This is a genomic window from Phaeobacter sp. JH20_02 (assembly GCF_048056915.1).
Classification (GTDB): Bacteria; Pseudomonadota; Alphaproteobacteria; order Rhodobacterales; family Rhodobacteraceae; genus Phaeobacter; species Phaeobacter bryozoorum.
Genome location: NZ_JAYMVP010000028.1, coordinates 168,941 through 190,358 on the forward strand (window position 1 = coordinate 168,941; position 21,418 = coordinate 190,358).

Sequence of the window (21,418 nt, forward strand, 5' to 3'; positions counted from 1 at the left end):
TGACCGCCCTATCAAATTGAAAGTTTCGATACATTTCATATAGGCTACATCAGAGGCATCGAAAGTGACGGGTATGGATTGGGATAAGCTTAGAATATTTCACGCGGTGGCGGACGCAGGCAGCCTCACCCATGCAGGCGACAAGCTGAACCTGTCGCAATCGGCAGTCAGCCGACAGATTCGCGCATTGGAAGAGAGTCTGAGCTCGACGCTGTTTCACCGCCACGCGCGGGGGTTGATTCTCACCGAACAGGGGGAGCTGCTGTTTGACGCGACGAAATCGATGTCAAAACGGCTGGAAGCCGCCTCTGCCCGCATTCGCGACAGCGAGGAAGAGGTGTTTGGCGAATTGCGCGTTACCACCACCTTTGGCTTCGGCACCCTGTGGCTGGCGCCGCGCCTGACCAAGCTTTATGAACATTACCCCGATCTCAAGATCGACCTGATGCTGGAGGAGCGGGTTCTTGACCTACCCATGCGCGAGGCCGATGTGGCGATCCGCATGAAGGAGCCGAGCCAGGCCGACCTGATCCGCAAGCGGCTGATGACGGTGCAGATGAAGCTTTATGCTTCCCGTGCATATGTCGAACGCAACGGCGCGCCGGAACAGGCGGAGGATATCGCAGATCACCGGCTGATCTGCCAGAACCCGCGCTCGGCGCAGGTTGGCTCCGCTGCGGTCCTGGTACAGAAACTGATGACCTATAACCCCTCTTCGCTGCTCACCGTGAACAATTACTTCGGTGTCTTGCAGGGCGTTATCCACGATCTGGGCATTGGCGTTCTGCCCGATTACGTGACCGAGGACTTCCCGGATCTGGTGCCGGTGCTTCAGGAAGAGGATACCAGCGACGTGCCGGTCTACCTCGCCTACCCGGAAGAATTGCGCCACTCCCGGCGGATTTCCGCATTCCGCGATTTCGTCCAGAATGAGATTATTGCACATCGCAAGCACATGAAAGAACTGGGCAAAATCTAGCCAGACCCGAGCCATGCGCACAGCGCATAGCGGCCTTGCCATTTTCCAGGTCTGTTAACTCTTGATCGAGGCGCGCTGCCCCCCTAAATCACATCTCGAAGGCAGCGACGCTGTCGCCCTTCATACCTCCCTGTTGGACTTCGGCCGAGCTTAGTGCTCGGCCTTTTTTTTGGTTCAAACGTCGACGGCGTGATCCGTAGGACTGGCCGCCGGATCAAGGCATCGCTCGGCGTTATCCTTACGTTCGGCACTCACAGGCCGACTGGCAATGACTGGTCTGCATGTAGCGTCGCCAGCGACCCGCCTGCCGTCAACGGGCCTGCCGCCGCGCGCGATATTCAGGCAGCACATTTCCCCGGAACGCCGCAATTTTCACCGCAGCTGCTGGAAATCCGATCAGCCTGTGCAGATCACCGCCGATATGCCGATCACCCCCATCATCGCGCGAAAAAACTCAGGAACCTTTTGTCGGTCTCCTCCGTTGAGCAGCCAGAACGCAAGACAAATGCAACTGACTTGAAGGAGAGCCACTATGCTCCGCATGACCTCTATCGCCGCCCTGATCGCAATGACCGGCGCCGCCAGCGCCGAGGTGCTGACCGAAAACGCCACCCCGAACGATGCGGGCGAGACCTTTCTTGAAGAAAACATGGAATTCATGGGTGCCCCCGTGGTTGACGTCAACGGTGTCTTCCTGGGCAAAGTTGTTGAGGTCGGCACCGAGCCGGGCCCTGACCGCAAGATCCTGGTGGAGTTCCGCGACAGCTTCTCCGACAAGCTGAGCGGCATGCGCTTCACGCTGGACGGCATGTGGGAAACCGATGGCGTGCTGCGCATGGGTCAGACCACGGGCGAGTTGCGCACCATGCTGGAAACCTTTGCCAGCGAAAACCCTGAGAAACTTACCGACGGTTCCGTTCTGAACTGATCGCCACCGTCTGAGGGTCACGCCCCGCAGCAGCGCGGGACCGGGGACCATCACAAGGTCAGAGCCGTCGTGGCTCTGGCCTTTTTCATGGGATCTGGCGCGTCGCCCGCACCGTGATGCGCGCCCCGCCGTGCCGAAATCCGCAGCATTGGCACGGCCAGGCCGGCCGCCGCCTGCAAGTCTGCGCTTTTTCCTTCCCCCTTGGCCCTGCTTGCCCTAAAAGGCGCGCAATCGCAGCCATTGGGGACGTTTACGGATGCAAGAACCCGCCATCACGCCTGAACTGATTGCCAACCACGGGCTGAAGCCCGAGGAATATGATCTGATCCTCGACATCATCGGGCGGGAGCCAACCTTCACGGAGCTGGGGATTTTCTCCGCGATGTGGAACGAGCACTGTTCTTATAAGTCCTCCAAGAAATGGCTGCGCACCCTGCCGACCGAAGGCCCCCAGGTGATCTGCGGCCCCGGCGAGAACGCAGGCATCGTGGACATTGGCGACGGCGATGCCGTTGTTTTCAAAATGGAAAGCCACAACCACCCCTCTTACATCGAGCCCTACCAGGGCGCGGCGACCGGGGTTGGCGGCATTCTGCGCGACGTCTTTACCATGGGTGCACGCCCCATCGCGTCAATGAACGCGCTGTCCTTTGGCGAACCCTCCCACCACAAGACCCGGCGACTGGTCAACGGCGTGGTTGAGGGCATCGGCGGCTATGGCAACTGCTTTGGCGTGCCATGCGTCGGTGGTGAAGTGCGCTTCCACCCCGCCTATAACGGCAACTGCCTTGTGAACGCCTTTGCCGCCGGTCTGGCCAAGACCGACGCCATTTTCTACTCCGCCGCCTCGGGCGTTGGTATGCCGGTGGTCTATCTCGGTGCCAAGACCGGTCGCGACGGCGTTGGCGGTGCCACCATGGCCTCGGCGGAATTTGACGACACTATCGAAGAAAAACGCCCCACCGTGCAGGTCGGCGACCCCTTCACCGAAAAACGCCTGATGGAAGCCACGCTGGAGCTGATGCAGACCGGCGCGGTGATCTCCATTCAGGACATGGGCGCCGCGGGCCTCACCTGCTCTGCCGTGGAAATGGGCGACAAGGGCAAACTGGGCGTCCGTCTGGATCTCGAAAACGTGCCGCAGCGCGAAGAGAACATGACCGCCTACGAGATGATGCTGTCGGAATCCCAGGAACGGATGCTGATGGTGCTGAAGCCGGAGCTGGAAGCCGAGGCGCGTGCAGTGTTCGAAAAATGGGATCTCGATTTTGCCATCGTCGGCGAAACCATCGCCGAGGACCGCTTCCTGATCATGCACAACGGCGAAGTGAAGGCCGATCTGGTGCTGTCGAAACTGTCCTCCACCGCGCCGGAATACGACCGCCCCTGGGTGGAAACTCCCGCGCCCGAGGCGCTGAGTGATGCCGATGTGCCGACCATTGATCCGATCGACGGGCTAAAGGCGCTGATCTCCAGCCCGAACTATGCCGGCAAGCAGTGGGTCTATGAACAATACGACACCACGGTGATGGGCGACACCGCCCGCCGCCCGGGCGCAGGTTCCGGCATCGTGCGGGTCCATGGCACCGACAAACAGCTGGCCTTCACCTCCGACGTGACGCCGCGCTACGTCAAGGCAAACCCCTATGAGGGCGGCAAACAGGCGGTGGCCGAGGCCTACCGCAACCTGACCGCTGTCGGCGCCAAACCCCTGGCCACCACCGACAACCTGAACTTCGGCAACCCCGAAAAGCCCGAGATCATGGGCCAGTTCGTCGGCGCGATCAAAGGCATCGGCGAGGCTGTGGCTGCGCTGGACATGCCGATCGTCTCCGGCAACGTGTCGCTCTATAATGAAACCGACGGTCAGGGCATCTTGCCCACCCCGACGATTGGCGCCGTTGGCCTGATCGCGGCAGGCGAAGAGGCCATCACCGGCGAAGTTCGCGACGGACATATCGCGCTGTTGATCGGCGAAACCATCGGCCATCTGGGCCAGTCGGCGCTGCTGGCGGAGGTTTTCAACCGCGAGGACGGCGACGCACCGGCAGTGGATCTGGAAGCGGAAAAGCGCAATGGCGAGTTCATCCGCGCCAACCGTGAGCTGATCAAGGCCTGCACCGATCTGGGCGATGGCGGTCTGGCGCTGGCGGCGTTTGAGCTGGCCGAAGCGGCCGGTGTTGGCGTCCAGCTCGACGCAGGCGACACCCCGACGGTTTTTGGCGAGGATCAGGCGCGCTACCTCGTGGCCTGCAACTTCGATCAGGCCGAGGCCCTGATGATGGCCGCAGGTCAGGCCGGTGTCACCATCACCACCGTCGGCAAATTCGGCGGCGACATGGTGAAAATCGGCGGCTCCGAAGCGCCACTGGCCGAGTTGGCAGACATCTTCCGCAGCAGCTTCGCTGCTGCCGTTGCCTGAGCGCAGGCCGCGTTGGGGCATGGTCCTCGACACGATGATACCGGGTGGGATGGCATCGCCGTCCCACCCATTTTTTTGATGTCTCGCAGGTGACCCCATGCCCCTGTCCGGCCAAACTCCTGATATCGACCTCCCCGAACTGACAGCAGATTGCAGCCGCTGCGCCGCGCTCTGCTGTGTGGCCTACCCGTTTGAGGAGGACGAGGATTTCGCGATCCTGAAGGAGACCGACACCCCCTGCCCCAACCTCTCGCCGCAGTGTTTCTCCTGCTCTATCCACGAGGATCTCGACACCCGTGGCTTTGGCGGCTGTATTGCCTATTCCTGCGCGGGCGCCGGGCAGCGGGTGAGCGAGGTGCTGTTTCAGGGCGAGACATGGCGCGACGATCCTGACCTTCTGCCGCATATGACCCACGCCCTGCGTGTCCTGCGCCCCATCCATGAGGCGCTGTTGATCCTGCGCGAGGCAGCCGGCCTGCCGCTGCCGGACGCGCTGCGGGCCGATCTGAATGTTCTGATGGCGACGCTGGCGGTCAGCAACGGGCGCACAATCTGGGACTTTGAGGAGCCGCAGGTCCAGGAGGCCCTGGCCGAGGTGCCCGCCTTCATCCCGCGCCTTGCTCCCTATGTGACGCTGCGCGGCTAATCCGCCTTGCAGAGGCCCCCGCCGCACCCTACATTTTTGATAAGCTAGAAATAAGGACACCCCCCAATGCCGATGCAAGCCCAAGAAATCGAAGACCTGCTGCGCGAGACATTTCCCGATGCGGAAATCCAGGTTGGTGGCCATGACGGTGTGCATATGTCCGCGATGGTCATCGACGAGAGCTTTCGCGGCAAGAACCGTGTCCAGCAGCAGCGCGCCGTCTATGCAGCCCTGAAGGGCAAGATGGACGGCGCCAACGGCGAGCTGCACGCGCTGGCCCTGACCACCAAGGCGCCTGAGTAACCTGCCATGTCGGTGTTCATGTCTCTTCTGATCCTCGGCATTGTTGTCATGACGGCGGTTGTTGCCCTCGTTGGGCAGCGCCGTGCGCCGCTGGAGGAGGATGACAACGACCCGAATTACCACACCCTGCGCTCCGACTATCAGTCGGGGATGGGCGGCGGTTCCATGCGCACATGGAAGGTGCCCAAGGACCCGGACGAATACGCCCGTTTCTTTGTTCCAAGAGGGAAAAGATAGCCGCAGAGCCGCTCGCCGCGCCAACTTAGCGCCCCGGATTGGCAAGCCGCATGTAATTGCCTATATCATGGCCAACTGATCAACGGCACATTCGCCGAGAGGAAGACGAAAATGACCGACGTAAAAACCCGTATTGATGAAACCGTCAAAGCCAGCGACGTGGTGCTCTTCATGAAAGGCACCAAGGACATGCCGCAATGTGGCTTCTCTTCCCGCGTGGCTGGCGTGCTGAACTACATCGGCGTCGAATACACCGATGTAAACGTGCTGGCGGATGAGGAAATCCGCGCGGGCATCAAGGAATATTCCGACTGGCCGACCATTCCCCAGCTCTATGTCAAAGGCGAGTTTGTCGGCGGCTGCGATATCATCACCGAGATGACCCTCTCCGGTGAACTGGACGGCATGTTTGCTGAAAACGGTGTCGCCTTTGACAAGGATGCCGCAGACAAGATCCGCGAAGCCAACGGCTAAGCCTGTCCCCGCTGGCCTCTTGTTGTGGCTGTCGACCAGAAGATCCGCACCCTCGGCGTTGGCCGGGGGTGTTTTTTCATGCACCGTTTGGTTCCAATATCATAGAAAACCGCCGCAATGGGGCTGACCCATGCGGCGGTTTCAAATCTGAGCGTCGCGGTTCGCGGCCTGTCAGCCCGCGGCCGCCTGCTCTTCCAGTTCCTGCGCCAGCGCCTCGCTGCGGGCGGCCAGCTCGGCGAGGGTCTCGGTCACCAGCGGCGGCACCACCGGTACCTCGATCCGCTCAGGCTCCGGTGCTGGGGCGGCGCGCAGCTCGGCCAGCTCGGCGGTGCGCTCTGCCAGTTCGGCCTCAACCTCCTTGATGCGATCCTCGACCGCTGCGGTTTTATCCGCCAGCATCAGCCCCGCCATCAGCAGCATCCGCGCCTCGGGCATACGGCCAATCTGGTCCGACAGCACCTGAGCCTCATCGTCCAGCATCTTGGCCGCCGAATGCAGATAGCTTTCTTCGCCTTCCTGGCAGGAGACTTCGAAACCGCGCCCCCCGATATGAATCGTAACCTCGGGCATCATACATCCTCCCCTTCGGGCATGGGCTGGGCGGTTCGCGGCTGCGTGATCGGCGCCTGGGGCACCTGGGGCGCCGCGGATGCAGGCATCACATCGACGGGCGCCGCCGTCTGCGCAATCGGCGCCGCCTCAGTCGGGGCTGCGGGGGTTTCGCCCTGCGCAGGCTCAGCCGCCAGCAGGGGTTCCAGTTTGGCCAGCACCGCATCGACCTCGGCCTGATCGCTGGCGCGCGCTGCGGTCAGCGCGTCGATATCGGCCTGGAGCGCTGCATTGATCAGCGTCGCATCACCAACTCCAGCGGCATTTGCGTCTCGCAGCGCCGCATTGGAGGCCCGCAGCTGATCATTGCTGTGGCGCAGCTCCTGCAGCGTGGCATCCAGACGCAAGAGCGTCTCATTCTGCTGCGCAATCTCTTCGGCACTGGGACCTGCGGGCCGCGCCGCAAGGGTGGCCGTCGCCTGGGCCAGCTCGTCCTGAGCCCGGGCCAGCTGACCGCGCAGCGCCTCCGCTTCGGCCTCAAGCGCGGCTGTATCCACCGCCGCCCCCAGATCATCGGGCTGCTCGGCCAGCTCTTCCTGTAGCCGCGCCAGCGAGGCCTGCGCCTCATCCAGCTGATCCTGCAAGGTTTCGCGGGCGGTGGCCGCCTCGTTGCCCTGCACTTCCAATTCCTGTTTCAGCCGCGCCACTTCGGACTTCAGCGCGTCTTTCTCGGCGGTATTGCCCACCTCGTTGCGCAGCAGCTCGACCTCGGCCTGCAACGCCGCCAGCTCACCGATATCGGCGCCCTGCGCGGGGGCAGCATTGGCCTCAGCCTCCTCCAGCTTGGCGCGCAGAACCTTCAGCCGTTCTTCCAGCTGGGCATTGGCGATCTTTTCCTCTTCCAGCGCGCGGCTGAGGTCGCTCTGCGCAGCAGCCGTCCGTGACTGCGCCTCTGCCTGGGCCTGCGCATGCGCCTCTGCCGAAGCCTGTGCGCCGGCCTGCAATGCTGCGGCACCTGCGCCAATCCGGTCCATTGCCGCCAGGATCCGACCCTGCAATTCTTCGATCTGCTCCATGCCTGCCCCTTTACGACCCCGTGAGTATCTGCCGGTCTTTTCCGCCGGACCCTGCGCCGCGCCATCGCCCCGTTTTTCCGCTCGTCTCCGCAAACGGAGGGCGAATCAAGAGGGATCCGGCGCTGCACATCCAGCTTAGTTCATGCAGGGATAAATTACCCCCTGTTTGCTTTCAACCACTTGCAGCGTCAACTTCGCGCAGGAAGCCGCGCAAACGCTTGATCTTTGCCATATCACTGCTATTGAGCGCTCAGTCTGCCGAAAACCCAGAGGAAAAATCCAGTGGATCTGACAGCCCTGCGCAACGCAAACCCCGAACATTGGACCAAGGCTGCGGCCATCCGTGCCCTGACCCTTGATGCCGTTGCCGCGGCAAATTCCGGCCATTCCGGCATGCCGATTGGCATGGCCGATGTCGCCACCGTCCTGTTTGAAAAACACATGAAGTTCGATGTGGCGAACCCCCAGTGGCCAGACCGCGACCGGTTCATCCTGTCCGCCGGTCACGGCTCCATGCTGATCTATTCGCTGCTCTATCTCATGGGCGATGCACAGGTGACGCTGGATCAGGTCAAGAATTTCCGCCAGATGGGCGCGCTGACAGCCGGTCACCCGGAAAACTTCCTGATTGATGCCGTCGAAACCACCACTGGCCCGCTGGGTCAGGGCATTGCCAATGCCGTTGGCTTTGCCATGGCCGAGGAAATGCAGCGCGCGCATTACGGCCGCAAGCTGGTCGATCACCACACCTATGTGATCGCAGGCGACGGCTGCCTGATGGAGGGCATCAGCCAGGAGGCCATCGGCCTTGCCGGTCGCCACTCGCTGGGCAAGCTGATCGTGCTCTGGGACAACAACAACATCACCATCGACGGCACGGTTGAACTCTCCGACCGCACCAATCAGGTGCAGCGCTTCAAGGCCTCCGGCTGGCAGGTCATCGAAATCGACGGTCACGATCCCAAGGCCATCGACGAGGCCCTGACCGCGGCGAAGAAATCGAAGAAACCCTCGATGATCGCCTGCAAGACCCACATCGCGCTGGGTCACGCTGCACAGGACACCTCCAAAGGTCACGGTGCGCTGACCGACGCCGAGCAGATGAAGGCCGCCAAGGCCGCCTACGGCTGGACCACCGGCCCGTTTGAGGTGCCCGCAGATGTGAAATCCCAGTGGGAAGCCATCGGCCAGCGCGGCGCCGCCGAGCGCGAAGCCTGGGAAGCCCGTTTTGCCGAAGCCTCGCAGCAGAAACAGGACCGCTTCAACCGCGCCTATGCGCTGGATGCGCCCAAGAAGCTGTCGGCCACCATCAAGGCGCTGAAAAAGCAGGTCTCCGAAACCCAGCCGAAGGTGGCCACCCGCAAATCCTCCGAGATGGCACTGGAAGTGATCAACCCGATCATGCCGGAAACCGTCGGCGGCTCTGCTGACCTCACCGGCTCCAACAACACCAAGACCGGCGATCTGGGCGTCTTTGACACGGATAACCGCAAGGGCCGCTACGTCTACTGGGGCATCCGCGAGCACGGCATGGCCTCGGCGATGAACGGCATGGCGCTGCACGGCGGGATGCGCCCTTATGGCGGGACTTTCTTCTGCTTCACCGACTACGCGCGTCCGGCGATGCGTCTGGCGGCCCTGATGAAGATCCCGACCGTCTTTGTCATGACCCATGATTCCATCGGCGTTGGCGAAGATGGCCCGACCCACCAGCCGGTGGAGCATCTGGCAATCTGCCGCGCGACCCCGAACACCTATGTGTTCCGTCCCGCCGACACCGTGGAAACCGCAGAGGCCTGGGAAATCGCCCTGACCTCGAAGGACACCCCCTCGGTGATGACCCTGACCCGTCAGAACCTGCCCACCGTGCGGACCGAGCATAAGCTCAGCAACCTGACCGCCAAGGGCGGCTATGTTCTGGCAGAGGCCGAGGGCAAGCGTCAGGTGATCCTGATCGCCACCGGTTCTGAGGTCTCCGTCGCGCTGGAGGCGAAGGCGAAGCTGGAGGCCGACGGCATCGGCACCCGCGTTGTCTCCATGCCCTGCATGGAACTGTTCGCCGAGCAGGACGAAGCCTACCGCCGCAAGGTCCTGCCCGCAGGCCCCGTCCGCGTGGGTATCGAAGCCGCCATGCGCGCCGGCGGCTGGGATCGCCTGCTGATGGGCGAACGCGGCCAGGAAAAGAAAGCCGCATTTGTGGGCATGGACCGCTTCGGCGCCTCCGCCCCCGCAGGCGAGCTGTTCGAGAAGTTCGGCATCACCGCAGACCACACCGTTGCCAAGGTGAAAGAGCTGCTGGGGTAATAGCTGTCATAACGCGAAAATACGAAGGGCACCCAATCGGGTGCCCTTCTTTGTTGTCGAGTGGCGACTGTGTGGGACTTTGCTGCCACTCGCTTTCTGGGGACGGTCAACCGCAGGCCGCCTATTGCGGTCTCTGAATTAGCGGATATTACTCACCCTTAGGGGAGTACTGAAATGGCACTAAAACCTGGCACCTGCCAGTTATGCATGAAACACCGTCCGCTTGCGCTTTCTCACGCTATTCCGAACGCATTGATTAGAGATATTCAGCGTCGCAACAATGGTCAGACCATCGTCCTCACCGGATCGTCACCGCATCATCGCCGGTCTAACGAGAGCGGCGGAGATCACCTGCTATGCGAGCACTGCGAGAGCAAATTGAACACTTGCTTCGATGCTTACGGCGTTCGCTGGATTAACCAAGCGCGGCAACAGCTCGACAAGTCGCCGCGCGACGTTCGGCGGGAGGTCGACCCTCAGCGCATGCTCGGATTTATTGCGTCAGTCCTGTGGCGCGCCGCTATCTCAAGGAACGCCGTTTACAGTTCGATGGAGACTGACTATGGCGAGCGCATGCTATTGCGTAGGGTTTTTGAGACGCAAGATGATCGCTACGCCTTCGCGTCAATGTCCGTCTCGAACTTGATCGACAGCAAGAATCTCTTTCCTCCCGTCGCGCTTCGTGATGTCGTTACCCCGCCTACGAGCTGGCAAACGGTGTCGGCAGGGCGAAGACTGCGTGCATTCTTCTTCGTCGCGAACGGTTTGCTTCTCGGTCTCACAATGCCCCCTCCGAGCAGGGGAACAGGGAGAAAGACTTTCTGGGCTGCCGATACTTTCAAGCCGAGGATCCGCGACCAAGACATCCGCAAATTTCCGCCTATCCAACACATTCTAGCATTACCGGTCCAGCGCAAGAAGTCATGATCGCGATCGTATACTTGCAGTTTCCGCACCTAGCAGCCATTGTGAACACCGCAGCATTGGTAAGGAAGTGCTCAAAGCAAACATAGCTGCAATCACCGGTAGGCGATCAGTGCGCAGCTTTCTTCCCCGACACTGCCGTAATCACCGGTCCCACAACCTTGGTCGCCAGCGGGATCAGCAGCAGCCCCCAAACAACCCCAAACACACCGTCCATCGCCGCCTTGGCAAGCCATTCGGCAAAACCCTCCCAGGCGGAAGGCACCGCGTGACCGACGGCGTAGGCCCAGTCGTGGATGTGATGGCCCAGCCAGCCAAAGCCCAGCACCTCCAGCCCGTGGATGATGATGGATCCGCCGACCCAGAGCATTGCGGCGGTGCCGACCACCGACAGGATCCACATCAGCACCGGCATGAATTTCACCAGCCCACGGCCAAGACCGCGCCCGATGGGCGTTGGTGCGTTGCCCGCAAGATACAGCCCCACATCGTCCATCTTCACGATGACCGCAACCGATCCGTAGACCGCCAGCGTCACCCCGATGGCGACCACTGCCAGCGTTGCTGCCTGCATCCACACAGTTGGTGCCTCGATCGCGGCCAGCGCGATGGTCATGATTTCCGCCGACAGGATGAAGTCGGTCTTGATCGCGCCCTTGATCTTCTGCTCTTCCAGATGGCCGGGATCCTTGATGCTCATGTCTTCGTCAATGGCGTGGCTCGCATGGGGGAACAGCACGTGAAAGATCTTCTCGGCCCCCTCAAAACACAGATAGGAGCCGCCGAGCATCAGCAAGGGCGTGATCAGCCAGGGCGCGAAATTCGCCAGCAGCATGGCGACCGGCAGCAACAGGATCAGTTTGTTGAACAGCGACCCACGGGTGATGCGCCAGATGATCGGCAGTTCGCGTGCCGGGGCAAAGCCTTGCAGATACTTCGGCGTGACCGCCGCATCGTCGATGATCACGCCCGCCGTCTTGGCGCCCGCCTTGCCCGCCGCCGCGGCCACATCATCCACCGAGGCCGCAGCCACCTTTGCGATGCCTGCCACATCATCAAGCAAAGCCAACAAACCGCTCATACCCGGTCCCCTTTTCCATTCGCGCGCATTTTGGCCCACCCTATCCTATCGCCTATCAGGTACAAGCCGTTCAGCGCCCGCTTTGTTCCCGATGGCGTTCAATCCGGGGCGCCTCGCACATCCGCCGCAGGGCCGTGAAAACCGTTATCGCAATCAGTCAATTTTGTTACCGCAACCAGTCAAGTTTTGCGCTAACAGTCTGGAATAAAGCCATTTTTAAGCTTTTGACCCGAGGGAATGGCAGCTATAGCGGAGGCAATTCTTGCTCGCTTGGAGATACGCATATGACCATCAAAGTCGGGATCAACGGGTTTGGCCGCATCGGCCGCTGCACCTTGGCGCATATCGCAGCCTCGGGCCGGGACGATATCGAAGTGGTCAAGGTCAATGCCACCGGCCCGCTGGAAACCGCAGCGCATCTGCTGAAATACGACTCCGTGCATGGCCGTTTCCCCGGCGAGGTCACCTTGGGTGAAAACACCATGAACCTCGGCCGTGGCGATATGCAGATGTTCTCCACCTATAATATGGACGATCTGGACTGGTCCGGCTGTGACGTGGTGCTGGAATGCACCGGCAAATTCAACGACGGCGAAAAGGCCAAGGCGCATCTGGCGCGCGGCGCCAAGAAGGTTCTGCTGTCCGCCCCCGGCACCAATGTCGACAAGACCATCGTCTTTGGCGTCAATGACGACAAGCTGCGGGCGGGCGACCGCATGGTCTCCAACGGCTCCTGCACCACCAACTGCCTCGCCCCTCTGGCCAAGGTGCTGGATGAAACCGTCGGCATCGAAAGCGGGATCATGACCACGATCCACGCCTATACCGGCGATCAGCCGACACTGGACCGCCGCCACGACGATCTCTACCGCGCCCGCGCCGCTGCCATGGCGATGATCCCGACCACCACCGGTGCCGCCAAGGCGCTGGGTGAGGTGCTGCCAAACCTGAAGGGCCGTCTGGATGGCTCTGCGATCCGCGTGCCGACACCGAATGTCTCTGCTGTGGATCTGACCTTCCGCTCCAGCAAGCAGACCAGCGTCACCGAAATCAACGCCATCATGAGCGAAGCCGCCAAGGGCCATATGTCCCGCGTGATCGGCTATGAACCCGCGCCGCTGGTCTCGATTGATTTCAACCACACGGAGCAAAGCTCGATCTTCGCGCCGGATCAGACCCGCGTCGTGGAAAACAGTCTGGTGCGCGTTCTGGCCTGGTATGACAACGAATGGGCCTTCTCGGTGCGTATGGCGGACGTCGCTGTCGCGATGGGTCGTCTGGGCTGACCCCGGCACCACGGCCTCTGTGCGCAGCACTTGGCCCGTATGGCTTGTAAGACACCGCCCGGTCAGGCATATCTGGCCGGGCGTATCTTGTTTACCCCGGCCCCAGACCCATCATGACCAATAGAATTGCCCTGTTCCTTGCGCTGCTGATCCTGGCTGGTCTGGCCGTGGATCTCTGGCTGTTTGGCACCGGGCATATGGTGTTTCTGGGCAAGCGCCTGTTTGAACTGATCGACTGGATTGCCTTCTGGCGCTGATCCGGCGGCGCCGCGCAGATCAGGAACAGGTCACAACACAGTGTTTGCAGACATAAAAAAGCGGCCACGAACCGGGCCGCTCCCAATGTCGCATCTCTATCGCCGCAGGCTGACTATTTCGCCAGCTGGCGGCTCAGCTCGCTCTTGACCATCGGCGTGACGAACTTCGAAACATCGCCCCCCAGCCGGGCGATTTCCTTCACCAGCTTGGAGGCAATTGCCTGATGGCGCGCCTCGGCCATCAGGAACACCGTCTCAACCGAGCTGTCGAGCGCCCGGTTCATGCCAACCATCTGGAATTCATACTCGAAATCCGCCACCGCGCGCAGCCCGCGCACGATGATCTGCGCGCCCACGTCGCGGGCGCAGTCGATCAGCAGGTTTTCAAACGGATGGGCAACAATCTCGGTGCCGGTCTGTTCGCTGAGCTTGGCGCATTCCGCCTCGATCATGGCGACACGCTCTTCCAGCGAAAACAGCGGCCCCTTGTCCCGGTTGATCGCAACGCCGATCACCAGCTTGTCCACCAGCGCGCTGGCCCGGCGGATAATATCTATATGCCCCAATGTGATGGGATCGAATGTGCCGGGATACAAGCCAATACGCATGGGGCCTCTCCTGCCTGCTGGTTGGTTGCGCGCAAGCAAACATTTTTGTCATCAGGGCGCAAGAGCGTGGAAATACCGACCTGCTCCTGCGCCGTGACGTCAGCCGTCCGATGCGGGAGGACACCGCATCAGACGCGGGGCCACAGCCCCGGGTGCCAGGATCCTGAGGTCAGTGCCCCATGATCATGCCTGCAAGGGCGTCTTTCTCCATCGCGACCTCGGCCAGCTGCGCCTTCACGACATCGCCCAGCGACACCAGCCCGATCAGCTTGCCATCTTCGACCACCGGCATGTGGCGAAAGCGGCCTTCGGTCATCTGCTGTAGCACGTCCTCGACGTTGGACTGGCTGGTGCAGGTGACCAGCTTGCGGGTCATATATTCACTGGTGGCCTTGCTCAGGCAGCCGGAGCCGCTGCGGGCCAGCTCGCGCACGATATCGCGCTCGGACAGGATACCCTCGGCGGTTTCGCCATCACTGGAGACAACAACAGTACCGATCTTGTGCTCGCCCAGCAATTTGGCGGCCTCGGATATCGTTGCCTCGGGAGCAATGGTGACCACCCCAGAGCTTGCCTTGGACTTCAGAATCAATTGAACCAGCATAGGCGCTCCTTTTTGTAATTTTATTACGTACCACCAAGGGTTGCCCTAACCCGGCATCAAGTCAAGCCTTCCAGCCGGACCACCTCGTCGCGTATGCCTTTTGACAACGCCTGGGCAAACCGGTTCAGCCGGTCGCTGCGCTGATCCCCCTGGTGGCGCACCAGATAAAAACTGCGCGTCAGGCTGATCTTGTCGGTCAGAACCTTGCGCAGGGAGCGGTGCGACGGCAGCGTGAAATCATGCGCGACGCACAGCGCCGTACCCTCAGCCGCCAGTTTTATCTGTACCGACACCGAATTGGAGGCCAGCGCCACCCGGTCCACCCCAAGATCATTGAGATAATCCAGCTCCCGGTCAAAGATCATGTCAGGAATATAGCCGATCATCTTGTGATCCTTCAGATCCTCCAGCTTTTCGATCGGCGGATGGGCGCGCAGATAGTGGCGCGATCCCACCAGATGCAGTTTGTAATCGGTGATTTTCTGCACCAGCAGCTGGCCTGCGGTGGGCGCGCTGACGGTCACCGCCATATCGGCCTCCCGGCGGCTGAGGTTGATGACCCGTGGCAGCGCCACGATCTGGATATCCAGGTCCGGGTTCTCGGCCCCGATTCTGGCACAGACCTGCGGCAGCAGATAATTGGCGCTGCCATCCGGCGCACCGATGCGGATCTGGCCCGACAGCGTGTCACTGGGGCCGACCAGCGCCTCCTGCCCGGCCCGCATCGCCTGTTCGGCAGCCTCGGCATGGCCCAGCAAACGGTCCCCCGCAGCACTCAGCGCATAGCCCTGCGGGGATTTCACGAACAGCGGCGTGTCCAGCGCCTCCTCAAAGCGCGAGATCCGCCGACCCACGGTGGCCGGATCCATCTTCAGGATCCGCCCCGCCCCCGACAGGCTGCTTTCGCGCGCCACTGCCAGGAACACCCGCATGTCATCCCATTGTGGATCCATGAGCTTTTCCCTCTTCTGCCGTCAACATTCTGTTAACCTTTGCGTTCCTGCAAAGCCTCTTTGAGATCTTTCCTCTTTTCCAGTGTTTTTTGCAAGCCTACGATACCGGCAACTGGAATGTAGGAGGATCCGATGAAAGAACTCGGCCATTTTATCAACGGCAAGCTGGTGTCTGGCACCTCGGGCCGTTTTGACGATGTCTTCAACCCGGCAACCGGCGAAGTGCAGTACAAATGCCCGATGGCCAGCGCGTCGGAGACCACCGATGCCATTGAAAAAGCCGCCGCGGCACAGCCCGCATGGGGCGCCACCAACCCGCAGAAGCGCGCCCGCGTGATGATGGCGATGGTTGGCCTGATGAACCGCGACATGGACAAGCTGGCCGAGGCGCTCTCGCGCGAGCACGGCAAGACCATCCCAGACGCCAAGGGCGACCTGCAGCGCGGCCTGGAAGTGATCGAATACTGCATCGGCGCGCCGCAGATGCTGAAGGGAGAATTCACCGACAGCGCCGGCCCCGGCATCGACATGTACTCCATGCGCCAGCCGCTGGGTGTTGTCGGCTCAATCATGCCGTTCAACTTCCCCGCCATGATGCCGCTGTGGCACGTCGGCCCGGCGCTGGCCTGCGGCAACGCCGTGGTTCTGAAACCGTCCGAGCGCGACCCCTCCGTGCCGCTGATGCTGGCCGAACTGTTCGTCGAGGCAGGCCTGCCCGAAGGCGTGTTCCAGGTGGTGAACGGCGACCGCGAGGCGGTTGACACCATTCTGGACAGCGAAATCATTCAGGGCGTGTCCTTCGTGGGCTCCACCCCGATTGCCCAGTACATCTATTCCCGCGCCACCGCCAACGGCAAGCGCGCGCAGTGCTTCGGCGGCGCCAAGAACCACATGATCGTGATGCCCGATGCCGATCTGGATCAGGCCGCTGACGCGCTGGTTGGCGCAGGCTTCGGCGCGGCCGGCGAACGCTGCATGGCAATCTCGGTTGCGGTTCCGGTCGGTGAGGAAACCGCCGACAAGCTGATCGAGAAGCTGATCCCGCGGATCGAAAAGCTGAAAGTCGGCCCCTACACCGCCGGCGACGACGTGGATCTGGGTCCGGTTGTGACCGCGGCGGCCAAGGAGCGTATCCTGGGCCTGATCCAGTCCGGCGTTGACCAGGGCGCCACGCTGGTGGTCGATAACCGCGACTTCAAACTGCAGGGTTACGAGGACGGGTTCTTCGTCGGCGCCCACCTGTTCGACCATGTCACCCCCGACATGGACATCTACAAGCAGGAGATCTTCGGTCCGGTGCTTTCCACTGTGCGCGCAAGCACTTACGAGGAAGCATTGAAGCTGGCGATGGATCACGAGTACGGCAATGGCACCGCGATCTTTACCCGTGACGGCGACACCGCGCGCGACTTTGCCTCCCGCGTGAACATCGGCATGGTGGGTATCAACGTGCCGATCCCGGTGCCGCTGGCCTATCACACCTTCGGCGGCTGGAAGAAATCGATGTTCGGTGACCTGAACCAGCACGGGCCCGACAGCTTCAAATTCTACACCCGCACCAAGACGGTGACCTCCCGCTGGCCTTCGGGCATCAAGGAAGGTGGCGAATTCAACTTCAAGGCGATGGACTGACCTGTCGCCCCAAAACGAGAAAAGGCCCCGGACATTCCGGGGCCTTTTTCCATGGCGCCGCGCGCTCCCGCCCAGATAGAGCGGCAGGCGGGCGTTATTCGCGGCACAGGGCCAGAAAAATAAGGGCTTCGACCAATTTATGCTTGTTCCGCCGCGTAACTCGTCTATCCGGTCATGGATGGACAGAAAAACGGCAGGCGCATGAGCACGACAGACGAATCCAACCAGCCGCAGGCGGCTGCGAAATCCGCCCGCGACTGGGTCAAGATCCTGGCCCAATACCGCGACCCAAGCCCCCTGCGCAGCAGCTTTGAGCTGGCAGTGACGGTCGTGCCCTTCCTGCTGCTCTGGGCCCTGGCCTGGTGGTCGCTGTCGATCAGTTACTGGCTGACGCTGGCTATCTCCGTTCTGATCGCCGCCTTCCTGCTGCGGCTGTTCACCATTCAGCACGATTGCGGCCATGGCTCCTTCTTCAGCAACCGTCGGCTCAGCGACTGGACCGGTCGCATCATCGGGGTGCTGACCCTCACGCCATATGATGTCTGGCGCCGCACCCATTCGATCCATCACAACACCCATGGCAATCTGGGCAAACGCGGCATGGGCGATATCCACACCATGACCGTGGCCGAATACCACGCCGAAAGCCGCTGGGGCCGACTGATGTATCGGCTCTATCGCCATCCGGTGACACTTTTTGCCATCGGTCCCGGCTATCTGTTCTTCCTGCAAAACCGTATCCCCTACGGTCTGATGGGCCAGGCCCGCTACTGGATCAGCGCCATGGGCACCAATCTGACCATTATTCTGGCGCTGGCGGTGATCTGGTATTTCGGCGGGCTGATGCCGCTGCTGCTGATTTTTGTGCCCGCCACGCTGCTGGCTGCCACCGCCGGGCTGTGGCTGTTCTACGTCCAGCATCAGTTCGAGACGACACAGTGGGAGCAGGAAGAGGACTGGCACCTGCATGACGCCGCCCTGCATGGCAGCTCGCATTATGTTCTGCCGCCGGTGCTGCAATGGATCAGCGCCAATATCGGCATCCACCACGTTCATCACCTTTATAGCCGCATTCCCTTCTACCGGCTTCCCCAGGTGCTGCGCGACCACGCCGAACTGGCCGAGGGCAACCGGATGACCATCCGCGAAAGCCTCGCCAATGCGCGGCTGCACCTCTGGGACGAGAAGACCAAGCGCCTGCTGTCCTTTGCCCAGGCGCGCCAGCTCTACGGCTGACCCTCACCGGCGCCCAGGCGCCGAAAGAACGGCAGACTTCCGCCACTCACGGTCTCACCGGGCTACACAACCCTGTGAGACCGGCTGAATTTCGCGACCTGCCCCTAGGAAATTCCGCAGCACTACCTAGTTTGCCAACTAACGTCCGAGCAGACTGTCGAAGGATACCATGAGCAACTTTCGTATGACCCGCCGCGCTGCCCTCACCGGGATTGGCGCCACATTGGCCACCCCGGCGCTGCTGCGCGCCCAGTCGAGCGACGCCTTTCCGGTGGAAGAGCCAAAGATCGAAACCGAAATCCCGGTGAAACGCAATATTTCCTCCTTCCAGCAGCAGGCCTGGCAGGATCACTTCGATGATCTGGGCGTGGGCTGCATGTTGGCCGATATTTCCTCGCGCGCGCTGCATTACTGGGGGCCGGATGGCGAGACCTACCGGCTGTTCCCCTCCTCGGTGCCGATGACCGAGGAGCTGACCCGACGCGGCTATACCGAAATTGTGCGCAAGGCGGAGAACCCCAGCTGGACTCCAACCGCCTCCATGCGCGAGCGTGACCCGACACTGCCGGTCCGCATCGACGGCGGCGACCCGGGCAACCCGCTGGGCACACGTGCGATGTATCTCGACTGGCCGGCCTATCTGGTGCATGGCACCCATGACACCCGCAAGATCGGACGGCAAAGCTCCTCCGGCTGTATCGGCCTTTACAATCAGCACGTCGAATCGCTTTACGAGATGGTGAAGATCGGCACAAAGGTGCGCCTGCTCTGATCCATCCGCCCGCAGGCGGCGGCCGGTCAAATATCCGTCGGCCTGAGCGCCGGTCGGCCACCATGGCAGATCCCCGCGCCACGCGGATGTCATAACAAAAACGCGCCTCCGGCAGACCGGGGCGCTTTTTTTTCCTCTTTGGCGGGTCGCTTTTTCGACGGCAGGCTTTGCGCCGGAAGCATCGCCGGCTCAGCAAATGCGGATCCCGGTCAGCGACGCCACGGATGGAGGGTTAGACCTTGCCCTCCGCAAGGCTTAAATGATCCGGCTTCAGCCCATCGTCATAGCGCTGGATCGCCTTTGTTAGAAGCGCCTCGAAATCGCGGACATATTGCTCGGTATCATACAGCGGCGTGGTGGCGATATTCGCCTTCAGCTTCTCGCGCAGCGCCTGTCGTTCCTCGGCGTTCCGGGCCAGCCGCAGCGCCAGCGCGCGATACTCCTCCTCCGTCTCGGCAATCAGCTCAGGACAACCCACGGCGGTGACGACGCTCGCCGCGACCCGCGCCGCAAACTGCTGCCCCAGTTTGGTCACCACCGGCACGCCCGACCACAGCGTCTCACTCGCCGTGGTGTGGGCATTACAGGCAAAGGTATCAAGAAAGATATCCGCCAGCGGCAGACGCGCAATGTGATGGGGAGTAGGACAACGCCCGGCAAAGACGATCCGATCCGCCGGCACACCACGAGCCTCCGCCTCCTTGCGGATGTTATCACGGATCACACCAGGCACTGCAAGGAACCACAGGACACTGCCATCGACCTCCTTGAGCAGGTCCATCCAGATGTCGAACTCCGCCGGGGAAACCTTGTTATGGTTGTTGAACGAACAGAAAACCACCGCATCCTCGGGCAGCCCCATATCCGCGCGGGTCGGTCCGGTCTCGGGATGGGGACGACTGTTGTCATTTACCTGATAGCAATTCGGCATATACAGGATTTTTTCTGAGAAATGGCGCCGCCCCTCTTTTGGTACGGTGACAGCGTCAGCGACGAAATAGTCCATCGCGGGCATTCCCGTGGTGCCTGGGTAGCCGAGATAGGAGATCTGCACCGGTGCCGCGCGAAAGCCGAATATCGTTGGCCTTGCGTCTTTGGTGTAGCCTTTCAGATCGATCGCGATGTCCAGACTGTCCCCCCGGGCCAGCTCCGCGACATCCTCGTCTTTCAGGTTATGGATCGGCCGGTAGCAGTCGGCAGCGTCGAGCACGCGCTGACGCATGACATCGCTTGGTTCGCGGCTGTAGTCATAGATGTAGATTTCGTAGTTATCACGGTCATGCAATTCGAAGTGGCGCGCCATCAGGAACATGGTCGCGTGATTGAAGAAATCGCAGGAGAAATAGCCAATCCGGATCTTGCGACCAGCCACCGGAGTCCTGTTGAACTTACGGGCCACTTTTCGTTCGGAAATCGTCACCTTGTTCTTCGTCTTGCTCACCACGCGTTTCTTCTGGAACGCGGCGTCATCGACATAGAGCAGCGTGGTGAACGGATCGCCGTTGGCCGGGTCGTTATCGAGGATCCTCAGCTTGTTCTTCTGATCCTTGTAGACGGTCCAGTCGCAAAGGTTCATCTGCGACTGCACAAGCCGGGAGACATTCATCGCATTTTCCGGGTCGATCTGATAAACCGCCTCAAAGAAGCCAACGGCATCTGTCAGCTTGTCCATCAGAAACAGAATGGTCCCGATCGCGCTGAGCCATTTCGGATTGGTCGGCTCAAGTTTAAGCGCGCCCATAAGATGCTTCAGCGCCAGTTCGTATTTTTTCTCCTGCATGAAGCTGGAAGCAATCTCCGCATGCAGCGTCGCGTTGTCCGGCTCAAAGGCAAGCGCGCGGGTCGCAAAGTCGCGCGCGCGTGGATAGTCAGCCTCGATAAAGGCACGCCCCGCCTCTGCTTTCAGCGCCAGCGCCGGCGATGGCGCCGGAGTTTCCAGCCTGCGACGCGCTGATTTCGGAAGATGTTTGGTGCGCAATGGCTTGTTCATCGAAAGTCTGCCCTCAGCTGATCATCCGTGGCGGGCGATGCACCACGGTTTTTGACAAATTTCGGTCAGTTTGGAAGAAAATACCTAAGAAACGGTTCACTTTCAGCCAGATGGCGCCCCTTGCGTCAATGCCACGGTCAACCATCGGCAAACGCCG

The 21,418-nt window shown here is 61.3% G+C and carries 21 protein-coding genes; 14 read left to right on the forward strand and 7 right to left on the reverse strand.

Annotated elements, in window-relative coordinates:
• Positions 1-73 precede the first annotated feature (73 nt).
• The 7 genes from VWY34_RS14810 (at position 74) to grxD (ending at position 5,989) form a co-directional block, all read left to right on the forward strand.
• The gene (locus tag VWY34_RS14810) at positions 74-979 is read left to right on the forward strand and encodes a LysR family transcriptional regulator (protein ID WP_340545711.1); all 906 of its coding nucleotides are present in this window, start codon (positions 74-76) and stop codon (positions 977-979) included.
• Between the two features lie 532 nt (positions 980-1,511).
• Positions 1,512-1,907, forward strand: coding sequence for a hypothetical protein (locus tag VWY34_RS14815; protein WP_340545712.1), 396 nt, complete (start codon positions 1,512-1,514; stop codon positions 1,905-1,907).
• A gap of 256 nt (positions 1,908-2,163) precedes the next feature.
• Positions 2,164-4,329, forward strand: a complete 2,166-nt coding sequence (gene purL, locus VWY34_RS14820; protein ID WP_416545946.1) for a phosphoribosylformylglycinamidine synthase subunit PurL — start codon at positions 2,164-2,166, stop codon at positions 4,327-4,329.
• 97 nt (positions 4,330-4,426) lie between these two features.
• Complete coding sequence (locus VWY34_RS14825; RefSeq protein ID WP_416545948.1) at positions 4,427-4,975, forward strand: hypothetical protein; 549 nt, start codon at positions 4,427-4,429, stop codon at positions 4,973-4,975.
• A 66-nt stretch (positions 4,976-5,041) separates the two neighbouring features.
• Entirely contained in the window at positions 5,042-5,278 is a 237-nt protein-coding gene (locus VWY34_RS14830) for a BolA/IbaG family iron-sulfur metabolism protein (RefSeq protein WP_340545715.1), read from the forward strand.
• An 18-nt stretch (positions 5,279-5,296) separates the two neighbouring features.
• Entirely contained in the window at positions 5,297-5,515 is a 219-nt protein-coding gene (locus tag VWY34_RS14835; protein ID WP_340545716.1) for a hypothetical protein, read from the forward strand.
• A gap of 111 nt (positions 5,516-5,626) precedes the next feature.
• On the forward strand, positions 5,627-5,989 hold the full coding sequence (gene grxD / locus VWY34_RS14840) for a Grx4 family monothiol glutaredoxin (protein WP_340545717.1): 363 nt from the start codon (positions 5,627-5,629) through the stop codon (positions 5,987-5,989).
• Between the two features lie 171 nt (positions 5,990-6,160).
• Here the strand turns inward: grxD and VWY34_RS14845 are convergent, their stop codons facing one another.
• Together VWY34_RS14845 and VWY34_RS14850 are read right to left on the reverse strand one after the other, a co-directional pair.
• Positions 6,161-6,559: a cell division protein ZapA gene (locus tag VWY34_RS14845; protein WP_416534854.1), complete on the reverse strand. Its 399-nt coding sequence runs from the start codon at positions 6,557-6,559 to the stop codon at positions 6,161-6,163.
• A complete protein-coding gene (locus VWY34_RS14850) occupies positions 6,559-7,614 on the reverse strand; it encodes a hypothetical protein (RefSeq protein ID WP_416545950.1) in 1,056 nt (351 codons plus the stop codon). The genes VWY34_RS14845 and VWY34_RS14850 overlap by 1 nt, the downstream gene beginning before the upstream one ends.
• A gap of 282 nt (positions 7,615-7,896) precedes the next feature.
• On the opposite strand from VWY34_RS14850, the gene tkt reads away from it, so the two are divergent.
• Both tkt and VWY34_RS14860 read left to right on the forward strand, forming a co-directional pair.
• Positions 7,897-9,918 carry a transketolase gene (tkt, locus tag VWY34_RS14855; RefSeq protein ID WP_416545952.1) on the forward strand — a complete coding sequence of 674 codons (2,022 nt, stop codon included), beginning with the start codon at positions 7,897-7,899 and terminating at the stop codon, positions 9,916-9,918.
• Between the two features lie 174 nt (positions 9,919-10,092).
• A complete protein-coding gene (locus tag VWY34_RS14860; protein ID WP_416545954.1) occupies positions 10,093-10,845 on the forward strand; it encodes a hypothetical protein in 753 nt (250 codons plus the stop codon).
• Between the two features lie 106 nt (positions 10,846-10,951).
• On the opposite strand, the gene VWY34_RS14865 is transcribed toward VWY34_RS14860, so the two are convergent.
• Positions 10,952-11,923, reverse strand: coding sequence for a DUF808 domain-containing protein (locus VWY34_RS14865; RefSeq protein ID WP_416545956.1), 972 nt, complete (start codon positions 11,921-11,923; stop codon positions 10,952-10,954).
• Positions 11,924-12,207: 284 nt separating this feature from the next.
• Between VWY34_RS14865 and gap the strand changes: the two genes are divergently transcribed.
• Both gap and VWY34_RS14875 read left to right on the forward strand, forming a co-directional pair.
• A complete protein-coding gene (gap, locus tag VWY34_RS14870) occupies positions 12,208-13,209 on the forward strand; it encodes a type I glyceraldehyde-3-phosphate dehydrogenase (protein WP_340545723.1) in 1,002 nt (333 codons plus the stop codon).
• 113 nt (positions 13,210-13,322) lie between these two features.
• Positions 13,323-13,466: a hypothetical protein gene (locus VWY34_RS14875; protein ID WP_340545724.1), complete on the forward strand. Its 144-nt coding sequence runs from the start codon at positions 13,323-13,325 to the stop codon at positions 13,464-13,466.
• A gap of 113 nt (positions 13,467-13,579) precedes the next feature.
• Here the strand turns inward: VWY34_RS14875 and coaD are convergent, their stop codons facing one another.
• The 3 genes from coaD to VWY34_RS14890 all read right to left on the reverse strand — a co-directional run bounded on the left by coaD (position 13,580) and on the right by VWY34_RS14890 (position 15,631).
• Complete coding sequence (gene coaD, locus VWY34_RS14880) at positions 13,580-14,074, reverse strand: pantetheine-phosphate adenylyltransferase (protein ID WP_340545725.1); 495 nt, start codon at positions 14,072-14,074, stop codon at positions 13,580-13,582.
• A 169-nt stretch (positions 14,075-14,243) separates the two neighbouring features.
• Positions 14,244-14,678 carry a CBS domain-containing protein gene (locus VWY34_RS14885; RefSeq protein WP_340545726.1) on the reverse strand — a complete coding sequence of 145 codons (435 nt, stop codon included), beginning with the start codon at positions 14,676-14,678 and terminating at the stop codon, positions 14,244-14,246.
• Positions 14,679-14,734: 56 nt separating this feature from the next.
• Positions 14,735-15,631 (reverse strand): LysR family transcriptional regulator, encoded by an 897-nt coding sequence (locus tag VWY34_RS14890; RefSeq protein WP_416534849.1) that lies wholly within the window; start codon positions 15,629-15,631, stop codon positions 14,735-14,737.
• A 132-nt stretch (positions 15,632-15,763) separates the two neighbouring features.
• Between VWY34_RS14890 and VWY34_RS14895 the strand changes: the two genes are divergently transcribed.
• From VWY34_RS14895 to VWY34_RS14905, 3 genes are all read left to right on the forward strand, one after another.
• On the forward strand, positions 15,764-17,263 hold the full coding sequence (locus VWY34_RS14895) for a CoA-acylating methylmalonate-semialdehyde dehydrogenase (RefSeq protein ID WP_416545958.1): 1,500 nt from the start codon (positions 15,764-15,766) through the stop codon (positions 17,261-17,263).
• A 201-nt stretch (positions 17,264-17,464) separates the two neighbouring features.
• Positions 17,465-18,499, forward strand: coding sequence for a fatty acid desaturase (locus tag VWY34_RS14900; protein WP_416545960.1), 1,035 nt, complete (start codon positions 17,465-17,467; stop codon positions 18,497-18,499).
• Positions 18,500-18,668: 169 nt separating this feature from the next.
• A complete protein-coding gene (locus VWY34_RS14905; RefSeq protein ID WP_340545730.1) occupies positions 18,669-19,271 on the forward strand; it encodes a L,D-transpeptidase in 603 nt (200 codons plus the stop codon).
• 232 nt (positions 19,272-19,503) lie between these two features.
• Here VWY34_RS14905 and VWY34_RS14910 read toward each other — a convergent pair whose 3' ends face one another.
• Complete coding sequence (locus VWY34_RS14910; RefSeq protein WP_416545962.1) at positions 19,504-21,261, reverse strand: UDP-N-acetylglucosamine-peptide N-acetylglucosaminyltransferase; 1,758 nt, start codon at positions 21,259-21,261, stop codon at positions 19,504-19,506.
• Positions 21,262-21,418: the final 157 nt, after the last annotated feature.